Below are 13,870 nucleotides of genomic sequence, written 5' to 3' on the forward strand. Positions count from 1 at the left end.
CACCCCCCCCCCCCCCGCTCCCCGCCTCGGCCCCCCCCCCCCGGCCCCCGGGCGCGTGCGCCCGGCGGGGGGGGCCCCCCCCTCGGGTGTCTCCCTCCCCGACTTTCCCCTACCGCTTCTTCTCAGCCGGCCCCCCCACCCCCGGGGGGGGGCCGCGGGGGGGGTGGGGGGGTTCGGGGGGCGGGCCCCCCGCGGGGGCCCCCGCCCCTTCGGTCTCAAATGAAAAAGCCCCGCAGTGACTAAGGCGATTTTACGAATTTCGCCTTCGTCTATGCGTGGACCCGGCCCGATTCGGCATCGATGAACGCGGCGAGCCGTTCGATCCCCTCTTCCACGCGCGCGCGGGCGAGATAGCTGGAGGAGATCCGCAACTGGTGCCGGCCGCCGCCGCCCACGAAGAAGGCGTCCATCGGCGTCCACAGCACGCCGTACTCGCGGGCCGAGCGTTCCAGCGCGGTCTCGTCCGCGACGAACGGGACGGTCAGGACGGTGAAGAACCCTCCCTCGGGGCGGTTCCAGCCGAGTCCGAGGTCCGCGCGGCGCGTGGCCGGGAAATGCCGTTCGAGTTCGCTCAGCACGGTCAGCAGGTTGTCGCGGTAGAAGCCGATCGCCGGGGCGTTCATCTCGCGCAGACGGCAGCCGCTCATCAGCAGCATGCCGCCGATCACCGCCTGGCTGAGGGAGGGGGTGTTCACCGTGATCATGCTTTTGATCTTCGCCAGCTCGTCGGCGAGCAGGCTCTCCCGGCCGCCGTCGCCGAGCACACGCTGGTCGGCGATCGTGTAACCGAGCCGTGCGCCGGGGAAACAGGTCTTGGCGAACGAGCCGAGATAGACCACCGAGCCGTCCCGGTCGAGCGATTTCAGCGTCGGCCGGGGCTCGATCTCCCGGGTGAAGAACCCGTACGGGTTGTCCTCCATGATCAGCAGGTCCTCGGACGCCGCCACGGCGAGCAGTTCGCGGCGTGCGGCGACCGGCATGCTCGCGCCGGAGGGATTGGCGAAGTCGGGCACGACGTAGAGCATTCGCGGCCGCCGGCCCTCGGCCTTCACGCGCCGGGCGATCGCGCGCACCGCCTCCGGGTCGGGGCCGGCCTCGCCCTCCGGCACCGGGACGACGGGGATGTCCAGCAGCCGCGCCGCACCCGTGATCCCGATGTAGCACGGCGAGCTGACCAGCAGCGCGTCCGACGGATCGGCGAACAGCGCGCGGAGCGTGAGGAACATGCCCTCCTGCGCGCCGACCGTCACCACGATCGACTCGGGCGGGACCCGGATGTCCTCGTCGTTGGCCAGGGCCTCGGCGATCAGGCCGTGGATCTGCCCTTTCGTCCGGCCGTACTGGAAGAGCACCGCCCGCACCTGGTCCTCGGTGAGACCGGATCGCCGCAGGTGGTCGGTGTAGGCGTTGAGGTAGTCGGTGATCCGCTCCGGGTCGAACAGCCCTTCGTACGGGCGGCCGGGCGCGAACGAGACCGCGTCGGGATAGCGGACGGTGACCTCGTTGAGGAAGTTCATGGTGTCCAACAGCGGATCCGCGAGGGAACCGTGGAGGCCCGCGAGGGCCAGGACGCGAGCCGCGCCCGCCTCCGGTAAGGCGGGATCGATCTCCCGTGCGAGCGAGTCGAATGCCATTTCCCTCTCCCGACGTTCTGGGCGCATGTAATCAAATGCCGGATCCGGCGCAAAAAGAATAAGGACGAGGGAAAAGGAAATTCCATTCTCGTCTTTTGCGCAATACTGCCCACACGCTTTTTCGTTGTCAAGGCGGTCACCAGCGTCCAACGGGTATTCGCCCAGGACGCCGCGGGGGCGCCCGGATGTCCGGCGACCTCGCCGCCCGTGCCCGGGCGAGGCGTCGCGGCTCGAAACCGGTAGATCCATGCAGCCCCCCGCGCCAGGGCGACAACACCGTGCACTCCGGTCGCCTGATTACCGACGGGCAAGTATCAATAAATTGCACACGACCGATTACCCGTTGTCAACGCCCACCCTTGTTTCGTCCCCCGATGTCCCGTTACGCGCCGCCGGCAAAGCAGGCGGAGGTGGTTTCCCGGAGGAGTCAACGGATCAACACTTCCTATCTTTCCGCATATGTCACAAAATCAAGAAAGTAGAATCACTCAATCGAGCGAGATCCGAATGAGAACGGCCCGCGTTGCGTGGATTCGAACCGAGGGAGGGCTCGGCTCATGATCCACAATGAGAGCCCTCTGACGGAGCCGAGTGGGTGCGAGGAGCTCGTAAGCAGTAGTGGCGGCCACTGCTGTGCTCTCAGGGGAAGGAAGGGCCGATCATGAGTGAGGCTACCGCCCAAATCCGCAACATCGCGCACCGTCCGAAGAATAACCGACCGGTTGTCGCCGGCCTCACCGGACTCGCCCTCACCCGGCAGACGTCACTATCCCTCAAGGCCAGCCTACCGCTCGACGATTGGCTACGCGTCGGCCTTCACATCGTGCGTATTTCGGACTCGTCAACATGGTGGCTGGCGGATTGGCTGATTTACGGCCGGGAGCTGTATCCCGACAGGTATATCAAGGCGATCGAGGACACGGCACTCGACTACCAGACGCTCCGCAACTACGCATGGGTCGCAGGACGGGTCAGCGCCCACAGAAGGCGAGCGAATCTCAGCTTTCAGCATCACGCCGAAGTCGCCGCGCGGCCGGAGGACGAGCAGGACAAATGGCTGCAGGAGGCCGAAGAGCACGGCTGGTCCCGCAACCGGCTGCGGACGGAGATGAGGCTGGCGAGCCGGTCGGGACGGTCCGAGCCGAAGCAACAGGTCAACTTCCGGATCGACGACGAGCACGTCCGATTGTGGCAAGAAGCGGCCAGTATGGAAAAGCAGGATCTCCACGAATGGATGGTCGAGGTCCTCAACAAGGCGGCATCGCTCACCCGCGAGCGGCCGCCGGCCACGATCGCGGCGTCCTAGACTCTCTTGACCAGGGGAGATGACTCTTCCGACGAAAGTGACGCCGGCGTGGAGACGGGCGGCCGCACAATCGCCCGTCTTCACGCCGGCCCGGCACTCCCGCACCGCCATTCGGTGCGCGACCGATATCGAGTGTGCCGCAATGTTCATGGTGTAAAATCGTGTGTAACGCCGGATATCCTTCCCGGCCGATACTGCCACCCCGACCAGAGGGACACCGGAGGGTCACCCCCTCCGCCACCCGAGTAACCGAAAAGCCCGCGTTCGCCACCGCGGCCGGGCATTCCCGAGGCGGGCCGGTATCGACTTCCCCACAGAGGGTTCCCCTCCTCTGCGCCGGGCGATTGATCGATCTTGACGACAAATGATCGTGGCCAAGACCGGCCATGACGTTCTGTCATCGATCGCCTACCATCGGAAAGTCAGTCATTTGCAGAACTGACTAATGGCTGAATGTCATTCGGATGCGCTTTTCGCGGGTGACATCAAGCAGCGCGGACACGGGGTGAAGCCGCATTGGCTACGGGTCGTATTCTGCAGTTCGACGGGGACCTCGGTGATGGTTTAGCCGCCCACGACGGCGGCTCCGAAAAAGCATTTATAGGCCTCGCGTCGACTTCCTCTTCAGGGCCGATCCCGATTTTACTCCCGCCGGCGGGCCGCACCTTACCGCCCGACCGCGAGATCACTGTGCCGTGCCCGGAGTCCGCATCGGATCTCACGGGAGGCCGGATCATTCGAGCGTGACGAGCAGGTCGAAGTGGGAAGCAGACACGGCCGGATCGACGGCCGGGAGCCCGGCGGAATCGGGACGCCGCACATCCGCACCGCCCGCACCGGCCGGTTTCGGCGAGACCGGCGCGGGCCATCGGTCGTGTCACCGGCGGCGGGAGGCGTCGAGCCCGCGCGGGTGAACGCCGGGCCGCGGGAATCGGCGCTGCCCGACAGCACAAGCTCTTCCACTCCGGAACCGGGGCCGGCAGGCCGGCACCGGAGCGTTCCCCGGCGGGGATCGTTCCGGCACCGTCGACGGCCGGACCACCGTGCCGCCGGTGTGGGGTGGAAGTGCCACAGGAGTAAAAGCCTGAGACGGGGGACCACATGACCACACCATTCGTCGAGGAGCTCCAGCGGCTCCTCGCGGAGCGACGCTTTTCCTGGCGGAAACTGGCCGAGCTGACCGGATACCATCCGAGCTGGCTCAGCAAGATCAGAAACGGCAGGCCTCCCTCCGCGGAGGTGGTCCGCCGTTGCGACGAGGTCCTGGGGGCGAACGGCACACTCGTCGCCCTGGCCCAGGTGCACGAGCTGCGTCCCGCGCATCTGCCCGCGGCGCCGGCCGGTTTCATCGGCCGTGACGACGAACTCCACAGGATGCGGGAGGCGCTCACGGTCGGCAGCCGGCAAGGGGTCCCCACGATCGTGGCCATCGACGGGCCACCGGGGGTCGGCAAGACCGCGACGGCGCTCCGCTGCGCCCATGACGTCAAGGAGTCCCTGCAGTGGAAGTACTCCGACGGTGAGCTGTTCGCGGACCTGCACGGCCACTCCCCGAACCAGGATCCGGCGCGGCCCGAGGACCTCCTGGAGGAGTTCCTCATCGGCCTGGGCGTGCCGGCGAACGAGATTCCGGCGGGCCTCGAACCCCGTACGAAGCTGTACCGCACGCTGCTCGGCTCCCGCAAGATCCTCATCGTCCTGGACAACGCCGCGTCCTCCGAGCAGGTCGAGCGGCTGCTACCGGGGTCGGGCAACTGCGGGGTCATCGCCACCAGCCGCCGCCGGCTGGTCGGGCTGGCGATGCGGAGGGACGCCGTACGCGTCGCGCTCGGCCCGACGAGCATGCGCGAGTCCGTCGCCCTGCTGCGCACCTTCGTCGGGGTGGCCCGCGCGGACGCGGAGACCGCCTCGGTCGTGGCGCTGGCCGAACGCTGCGGCCATCTGCCGATGGCGCTGCGCATCGCCGCCGAGCGCGTGGCCGCGCACCCGTACCTCCCCGTGAGCGAGCTCGTCGACGAGCTGAGCTCGGACGAGCGGCCGCTGGACGCCCTGGCGACCGGCGACTCGGTCGACCTGCGCACCGTCTTCGAGTCCTCCTACCGTGATCTCGGCGGCGAGGAGGCGCGGGTCTTCCGGCTGCTCGGGCTGCAGCGGGGGCCCGACATCAGCGTCGACACCGCCGCGGTGCTGGCGGAGCTGCCCCCCGTACGGGCACGGCGCCTGCTGGAGAAACTCGTCAGCGTCCATGTCCTGGAGGCGGCGCCGGCCGGCCGCTACCACCTCCACGAGCTGCTGCGCATGTACGCCGTCGAGCGCGTCCAGGGCGAGCACGACGCCGACGACCGGCGAGCCGCCGTACGGCGGCTCGCCGACTGGTACCTGCACACGGCCTCCGCGGGCAGCCGGGTCCTGGCCCCGTTCGGATGCGACCGGCCGGCGCCCGGGGCGCCGCGGGACGTCGTTCCCCGCACCTTCCCCGGCCGTCCGCAGGCGCTGTCCTGGTTCGACGCCGAGACCGCCAACTTCCAGCCGGTCATCAAGCTCGCCATCGAGCACGGGCTGCACGACACGGCCTGGCGGCTGGCGGTCGCCCTGCGGGAGTACGCCCGGTTACGCCGCAAACCGCTGGGATGGTGGCCGGCCAGCCTGGAACTGGCGCTCAAGGCGACGCGATCGGTCGGCGACTGCCCCGCAGAGGGCCTGGTGAGGACGATCGCGGCGGAGGCGCACCGATGGTCGTGCGACCACGACCGGGCCCGGCAGTCGCTGAGGAGCGCGCTGGCGATCCGGCGGGAGATCGGCGACCTCTCGGGCAAGGCCTGGACGCTGACCGAGTCCGGGTTCCTCGCCGTGGAGGAGGAGTGCTTCGAGCAGGCGTGTCCTCTCGCCTCTGAGGCCCTGTCGATCTTCCAGGACCTCGGCGACCGGCGCGGTCAGGCGTCGGCGCTGTTCACCCTGGCCGACGCCTACGCCGGATGGCAGCGGCAGGGCGACGCGCTCTCCGCGCTGGGCGAGGCGTTGACGATCTTCCGGGAGATCGGGGACCACGACGGCGAGGGCCTGGTCCTGGTGAAGATGGCCGGCATCCACCACACGTACGACGAGCCGGAGACGGCGCTCGAATGCCTCGACCTCGCCCTCGAGGCACGCCGTTCGGCGGGCTCCCGCTGGGGTGAGGCCGACTGCCTGTGCCGCCAGGCCTCGGTCCTGCACGCGCTCGGGCGGGTGGAGGAGGTGAGGAAGCCCTGTGAGGAGGCGCTGGCGCTGTACGAGGAGGTCGGCGACCTGCGCGCGCTGGACCTCCGCGCCTGCCTGGACTGGCACGAGTACGGCATGGTGGGCGAGCTCCTGCCCAATCCGGCGTTCTGAGCCGGCGGCATCGGCGTGAGCTCTCCTCGGCACGGAGAAGGCAGGAACGAACGGTGAAGAACACGCCCACGAGACGGCCCGGCGCCCGGGAGGCGGTGGCGCGGCTGGCCGGCTGGCGGCCGACGTTCCGCATGCGGCTCACGCTGCTGTACGGCGGGCTGTTCTTCGTCGCCGGCACCGTGCTCCTCGTCGTCACGTACGTCCTCGTCGGGCAGAGCCTGCGGGCCAACCCGAACCGGTCGCTCGTACGGACGACGAACAGCCTGATCGGGCAGTACCAGGTGGCCCCGGGCTCGGCGCTGACCGGCGGGGAGATCTCCGGCACGCCGCCGCCGAGCCCGCTGACGAGCCGTACGCGCATCACCGCGAAGGACGCCGCCGCGTTCCGCGAGCAGATCAGGCAGGTGCAGGAGAAGTACGAGGAGAGCACGCTGAACACGCTGCTCACCCAGGGCGGCATCGCGCTGGGCCTGGTCGGCGCCGCGGCGGTCGGGCTCGGCTGGCTCATGGCCGGGCGCGCGTTACGGCCGGTCCACCAGGTCACCGAGACCGCCCGGCTGGTGGCGCGGAGCCACGTCCTGACCGAGCGGATCGGGTACGAGGGGCCGCGCGATGACATCAAGGAGCTCGCCGACACCTTCGACCACATGCTCGCCCGGCTCGCGCGCGCCTTCGACGGGCAGCGGCGCTTCGTGGCCAACGCCTCCCACGAGCTGCGCACGCCGCTGGCCATCAACCGGACCCTGGTCGAGGTGGCGGTGCGCCACAACGACGCGACCGCCGACGTCCGGCGGCTGGGCGAGTCGCTCCTCCTCGTCAACGCCCGGCACGAGCGGCTCATCGACGGCCTGCTCACCCTCGCCGGCAGTGAGCAGGAGATCACGGACGCCACCCCCGTGGACCTGGCCGAGGTCGGCGCGCACGTGCTCGACGTGGCCGGGCCCGAGGCGGCCCGCAAGGACGTGACCCTGGAACACGACCTGGGACCGGCGCCCACCTGCGGTGATCCCGTGCTCCTCGAACGTCTGGCGCAGAACCTCGTGGAGAACGCCATCCGGCACAACAGGAGAGGCGGCCGGCTGCGGCTCGTGACGCGTGCCGGCCGGGACGGCGTCGAACTCGCCGTGACCAACACGGGGCCGACGGTGCCCTCGTACGAGCTGGACACCATCTTCGAGCCGTTCCGCCGGCTGCGCACCGAACGCGTGGGCTCCGGGCGGGGCGCCGGCCTCGGGCTGTCGATCGTCCGTGCCGTCGCCACCGCCCACGGCGGCACCGCGTCCGCGGCGCCGCGCGAGGGCGGGGGCCTCGTCGTGACGGTCTCGCTTCCGCGGTCATGAGCCCGCCGGCCGTTCGCTGATCACGCGGGCCACCTCGGCGAACGAGGCCGGCGTCACCAGGTCCTGGTGGGTGTAGGCGAGGTCGCGGCTCTCGATGTGACCGTCCACGTACGGCCGCCACCGCTCCGGCGCCTCCGCGGCCGGGCTGGACGGAGGCCGGCCGAGGAGTGAGACGAACAGCAGGACGTCGCCGTGGAACCGGCCGGGGGTGAAGCTCGCGCCGAGCCGCCTGTTGTTGATCAGTGTCGCCCTGATCGCCGACACGACCTCGGCGTCGACCTCCGCGCGCCCGTTCTCCCGGCGGGCGAGTTCGACGATCTCCTCGACCATGCGTTCCAGCCGCTCGTCGGTCTCGCCCGGCGCCCGGCCCCGGTCGGCGCCGGCGGGCGCGGCGCCCTTCTTCCTTCCCGCGAAGCTCGGGTAGCCGTCGAGGATGGCGAGGAGGGCGACCTGCTCGCCCTGCTCCTGGATGTGGGTGGCGACGGCATGGGCGATGACCCCGCCGAGCGACCAGCCGAGCAGGTGGTACGGACCCTCCGGCTGTACGGTGCGCATCTGCGCGAAGTAGTCCGCGGCCATCTCCTCCATGGTCTGCGGCAGCGGCTCGTCCGGGCGGGCGAGACCGCGCGCCTGCAGCCCGTAGATCGGGCGGTCCGGAAGGTGGTCGGCCAGGCCCGCGTACCGCCACCCGATCCCCTCCACCGGGTGGACGCAGAACAGCGGCGGCCGGTCGCCCCGCGCCCGCAGCGGCAGGAGGACGTCGTAGTCGCCTCCCTCGTCGCCGGCCTCCAGGGAGGCGGCGAGACCGGCGGGCGTCGGCGCGGCGAACAGCGCGCGGACGTTGACCTTGGTCTCCAGCGCCGCCCGTATCCGCGCGATCAGCCGCAGCGCGAGCAGCGAGTCGCCGCCGAGGTCGAAGAAGCCGTCGTCGGCGCCGACCCGGTCCAGGCCCAGCACCTCGGCGAACAGCTCGCACATCGCCCGCTCCTCCGGGGTGCGGGGCTCCCGGCCGGTGACCTGGCCGGCGAAGTCGGGGACGGGCAGCGCGGCGCGGTCCAGCTTGCCGCTCGGCGTGAGCGGCAGCTCCGGCACCGCGACGACGGCGGCCGGGACCATGTACTCGGGCAGCGCGCCGGCCGCGAACTCCCGCAGCCCCGCCTCGTCGGCGCCGTCGCCGGCGGGGACGACGTAGGCGACGAGCCGCCGGTGGCCGGGCCGGTCCTGCCGGGCGATGACGGCGACCTGTCCGACACTCGGGTGACCCGCCAGGGCGGCCTCGACCTCGCCGGGCTCGACCCGGAACCCGCGGATCTTCACCTGCGCGTCGGCACGGCCCGCGAAGACCAGCTCACCCTCGGAGGTCCAGCGGGCCAGGTCGCCCGTACGGTACATCCGCTCACCGGAGGCGCCGAACGGACAGGCGACGAACCGCTCGGCGGTCAGCCCGGCACGATCCTTGTACCCGCGCGCGAGCCCCGCGCCCGCCACGTACATCTCCCCGACCACACCAGGAGGCACCGGCCGCAGGAGGGCGTCCAGGACGAACACCCGCGTGTTGGGCAGCGGCCGTCCCACCACACTGCCGGCCTGTTCCCGGTCCAGCCGCACGTACGTGACGTGCACCGTGGTCTCGGTGATGCCGTACATGTTGACCAGCACCGGAGCCGGGTGCCGCCCCTGCCACTCGCGGAGACGGGCCGGCTCCAGAGCCTCACCGCCGAACACCACATACCGCAGCGCCGCCTCGGCCATGCTCTCCTCCTCGGCTCGCATCAGCTGGTAGAACGCCGACGGCGTCTGGCTCAGGACCGTCACGCCCTCCCCCGCCACCAGCCCCAGGAACTCCTGCGGCGACCGGCTCACCGCGTACGGCACCACCACGACGCGGCCGCCCAGCAGCAGCGCACCCCACAGCTCCCACACCGAGAAGTCGAACGCGTACGAGTGGAACAGGCTCCACACGTCACCGGCACCGAGATCGAACACCCGCCCGGCCGACTCGACCAGGCTCACCACGTTCCGATGCGGAACCAACACCCCCTTCGGCGTCCCCGTCGAACCCGAGGTGTAGATCACGTACGCCGGATGCGCGCCGGTCAGCGGCGCGGTCCGGTCCGCGTCCGCGGGCGCGCGGTCCGGGCACGCCGCCACGTCGGGGTCGCCGAGCACCACCGTCGTCACCCCGCCGGGCAGGCCCTCCGCCGCCTCGGCGGTCGTGACCAGGCACGCGGGGGCCGCGTCGGCGAGCATGAACTCCACCCGCGCCGCCGGATAGTCCGGATCGACCGGCACGTATCCCGCGCCGGCCTTCAACACGGCCAGCAGCGCCACCACCAGCTCCGCCGTGCGCGGCAGGGCCACCGCGACGAGGCGCTCCGGGCCCACGCCGAGCCCGATGAGGTGCCAGGCCAGCCGGTTCGCGGCCGCGTCCAGCTCCGCGTAGGTCAGCGCCGTGTCCTCGAACATCACCGCGACGGCGTCCGGGGTCGCGGCCGCCCGCGCCTCGAACAGCTCCGGCATCGCCTGCGACGCGACCTGCTCCGCGGTCCGGTTCCACTCCTCCACGACCAGCCGCCGCTCCGCCTCCTCCAGGACCTCGACCTGGCTCACCCGTACGTCCGGGTCGGCCGCCACGGTCTCCAGGAGGCGGACCAGCCGCTCGGCCAGGCGCTCGGCGGTCGGCCGGTCGAACAGGTCGGCGGAGTAGTCGAGCACGCCGCCGAGGCCGGCCGGGGCGCCGTCGTCGTCCCGGCGCTCGCCCACGCTGAACGACAGGTCGAACTTGGCGGCGCCTCCGCCGCCGGGCCGTACCGGCCTGACCCGCAGGCCCGCCAGGTCCCAGCTCGCCGCCCGCGGCGCGTTCTGGAACGTCAGGGAGACCTGGAACAGGGGGTGGCGCGCCAGGGAACGGGCGGGGCTGAGCTCCTCGACCAGCCGCTCGAACGGCACGTCCTGGTGCGCGTACGCGGCCAGGCTGGCCTCGCGGACCCGCTCGACCAGGTCGGTGAAGGACGGGTCGCCGGACACGTCGGTGCGCAGCACCAGGGTGTTCACGAAGAAGCCGATCAGATCGTCCAGCGCGGCGTCACCGCGGCCGGCGACCGGCACGCCGATCGGGATGTCCTCCCCGGCGCCGAGGCGCGACAGCAGCGCCGCGATCGCGGTCTGCACCACCATGAACATGGTCGCGTGCCGGGTGCGGGCCAGCTCCACGAGCCGCGCGTGCGTCTCGGCGCCGACCTGCAGCGGCACCGAGCCGCCCCGGTAGCTCGCCACCGGCGGGCGCGGGCGGTCCGCCGGCAGGGTCAGCTCGGCGGGGAGTTCGGCCAGGGCCTGCCGCCAGTGCGCGAGCTGCGCGCTGATCAGGCTGCCGGCGTCCTCCTCGGCGCCCAGCGTCTCGCGCTGCCAGACGGCGAAGTCGGCGTACTGAACCGGCAGCGGCGTCCACGGGGGCTCCTGGCCGGCCTGGCGCGCGGTGTAGGCCGCCGACAGGTCGCGCATCAGCACGCCCATCGACCAGCCGTCGCCCGCGATGTGGTGCGCCACCAGCATGAGGACGTGCTCGTCGGGGGCCAGGGCGAACAGCCGCGCCCGCAGCGGCAGCTCGGCGCCGACGTCGAACCCGCGGCGCGCCTCGGCCGCCATCTGGCCGGTGAGGCGTTCCTCGTCCGTCTCGATGACGACGAGCTCGGGCGACGCGTCCACGATCTCCTGGCGCGGCACGCCGTCGGTGTCGGGGAAGATCGTGCGCAGGCTCTCGTGCCGCCGTGTCACGTCGTCCAGCGCCGCCTGGAGGGCGCCCTGGTCCAGGTCCCCGCTCAGCCGGAGGCCGAGCGGGACGTTGTAGACCGCGGCGCCCTCCTGGAAGCGGTTGAGGAACCACATCCGCAGCTGCCCGAACGACAGCGGCAGCACGTCCGGCCGGTCGCCGGCGACCAGCGGCGGTCGGGCCTGGCCACCCGCCTCGACCAGCAGGGCGACGCCGGCGGCGGTCGGCGAGCCGAAGAGGGCGCGGATGTTCATCTCGACGCCCAGCACGGAGCGGATCCGCGCGATCAGGCGTACCGCGAGCAGCGAGTCGCCGCCGAGCGCGAAGAAACCGTCGTCGGCGCCGACCCGCTCCAGGCCCAGGACCTCGGCGAACAGCCCGCACACCACCTCTTCCATCGGCGTACGCGCCTCGCGGCTCGTGACCGGCCCGCCGAAGTCGGGGGCCGGGAGGGCCGCGCGGTCCAGCTTGCCGCTGGGCGTCAGCGGCAGCGCGGCCAGCGGCACGACCGCCGCCGGGACCATGTACTCGGGCAGCGTGGCGGCCACGGACTCCCGCAGCACGGCCCCGTCCACGGCCTCTGGGACGACGTAGGCGACGAGCTGCTTCTGGCCGGGTTGGTCCTCGCGGGCGACGACGGCGGCCTGCGTCACCGAGGGGTGGGCGGCCAGGACGGCCTCGATCTCGCCGGGCTCGACCCGGAACCCGCGGACCTTGACCTGGGCGTCGGCCCGTCCGGCGAAGACCAGGTCCCCGCCGGGCGTCCAGCGGGCCAGGTCGCCGGTCCGGTACATCCGCCGGCCCGGGTCGCCGAACGGGCAGGCCACGAACCGTTCGGCGGTCAGCGCGAACCGGTCGCGGTAGCCGCGGGCCAGGCCCGCGCCCGCGACGTACATCTCGCCGGTGACGCCGGGCGGGACCGGCGTCAGGTACGCGTCGAGCACGAACACGCGGGCGTTGCGGAGCGGGCGGCCGATCGGCACGACGCCGCCGGTGACGTCATCCGGGGTGAGCGGCGCGGTCATGGCCGCGCAGACCGTCACCTCCGTCGGCCCGTACGCGTTGACCAGCCGCCGTCCCCGCGACCAGCGCTCGACGAGCGCGGGCGGGCACTCCTCGCCGGCCACGACGACGGTCTCCATCGCGCCGAGGCCGTCCTCGGGCAGGGCCGAGACCAGCGCGGGCGGCAGCGTCGCGTGGGTCACCCCGAAGTCCCCGGCCACCTTCGCGAGGGACCCCTGCGGGCCCAGGCGGTCGGCGCCGACCACGACCAGGCCGGCCCCGGACAGCAGCGCCATGCACAGCTCCCAGACCGAGGCGTCGAAGCTCGGCGAGGCGAACTGCAGCACCCGCGAGTGCGGGCCCACCGCGAACGCCTCGATCTGGCTCGCCGCCAGGCTCTCGATGCCGGTGTGGGTGACCGTGACGCCCTTGGGCCGCCCGGTCGACCCGGAGGTGTAGATCACGTACGCGGGGTGCGCCGGGCGCAGCGGCCGGGTGCGGTCCGCGTCGCGCGGCGCGTGGTCCGGGCACTCCTCCAGCGCGCGCCGTACGGCGTCGTCGTCCAGCAGCACGCGCGTGCCGCCGGCGGGCAGGTCCCGCGCGACGCGCTCGGTGCACACGACGGCCGACGGCGCGGCGTCGGCCAGCATGAACGTCACCCGCGCCGCCGGATATCCCGGGTCGATCGGCACGAACCCCGCGCCGGCCTTGGCCACGGCCAGCAGCGCCACGACCATCTCGGCCGACCGGGGCATCGCCACCGCGACGAGCTGTTCCGGCCCCACACCCTGTCCGATGAGGTGCCAGGCGAGACGGTTCGCGGCCGCGTCGAGGTCGGCGTAGCTCAGCGCCCTGCCCTCGAAGACCACCGCCACCCCGTCCGGCCGTTCGGCCACCCGGGCCTCGAACGCCTCGGGCAGCGTCCGCGCGGGCACGGGCAGCGCCGTACGGTTCCAGTCCTCCACGACCTGCCGATGCTCGGCCTCGTCCATGACGCCGATCCGGCTGAGCCGGGCCGCCGGGTCGGCGGCCACGGTCTCCAGCACGCGGGTCAGCCACGCGGCGAGCCGCTCGGCGGTCTCCCGGTCGAACAGGTCCTTGGAGTAGCGGATCGCGCCCTCGATGCCGCCCGGCGCGCCGCCGGCGTCGCGCCGCTCGCCGAGGCTGAACGACAGGTCGAACCGGGCCGAGTCGGGGCTGGAGCGGGTCGGCCGTACGGTGAGGCCGGGGAGCTCCCAGGTGCCGCCGCGCGCGGCGTTCTGGAATTCCAGCGACACCTGGAACAGCGGGTGCCGCGCCAGCGACCGGTCCGGGCTGAGCTCCTCGACCAGCCGTTCGAACGGCACGTCCTGGTGGGCGTACGCGGCCAGGTCGGTCTCGCGGACCCGCGCCACCAGGTCGGCGAACGAGGGATCCCCGGACACGTCCGTGCGCAGCACCAGCGTGTTCA

General features: G+C 72.0%; 5 protein-coding genes. 3 read left to right on the top strand and 2 right to left on the bottom strand.

The features are described 5' to 3' along the window. Positions 1-269: 269 nt before the first annotated feature. Positions 270-1,634 (bottom strand): PLP-dependent aminotransferase family protein, encoded by a 1,365-nt coding sequence (locus QWU11_RS46795; protein WP_290121085.1) that lies wholly within the window; start codon positions 1,632-1,634, stop codon positions 270-272. A 661-nt stretch (positions 1,635-2,295) separates the two neighbouring features. On the opposite strand from QWU11_RS46795, the gene QWU11_RS46800 reads away from it, so the two are divergent. From QWU11_RS46800 to QWU11_RS46810, 3 genes are all read left to right on the top strand, one after another. Next, positions 2,296-2,940 carry an LmbU family transcriptional regulator gene (locus tag QWU11_RS46800; protein WP_290121086.1) on the top strand — a complete coding sequence of 215 codons (645 nt, stop codon included), beginning with the start codon at positions 2,296-2,298 and terminating at the stop codon, positions 2,938-2,940. 1,101 nt (positions 2,941-4,041) lie between these two features. Next, complete coding sequence (locus QWU11_RS46805) at positions 4,042-6,309, top strand: tetratricopeptide repeat protein (RefSeq protein WP_290121087.1); 2,268 nt, start codon at positions 4,042-4,044, stop codon at positions 6,307-6,309. Positions 6,310-6,362: 53 nt separating this feature from the next. After that, positions 6,363-7,649 (top strand): HAMP domain-containing sensor histidine kinase, encoded by a 1,287-nt coding sequence (locus tag QWU11_RS46810; RefSeq protein ID WP_290121088.1) that lies wholly within the window; start codon positions 6,363-6,365, stop codon positions 7,647-7,649. Here the strand turns inward: QWU11_RS46810 and QWU11_RS46815 are convergent. Next, entirely contained in the window at positions 7,644-13,859 is a 6,216-nt protein-coding gene (locus QWU11_RS46815) for a non-ribosomal peptide synthetase (RefSeq protein ID WP_290121089.1), read from the bottom strand. The genes QWU11_RS46810 and QWU11_RS46815 overlap by 6 nt on opposite strands. Positions 13,860-13,870 lie beyond the last annotated feature (11 nt).

Origin of the sequence: Actinomadura sp. DC4, from assembly GCF_030406325.1 — a bacterium.
GTDB lineage: Bacteria > Actinomycetota > Actinomycetes > Streptosporangiales > Streptosporangiaceae > Actinoallomurus.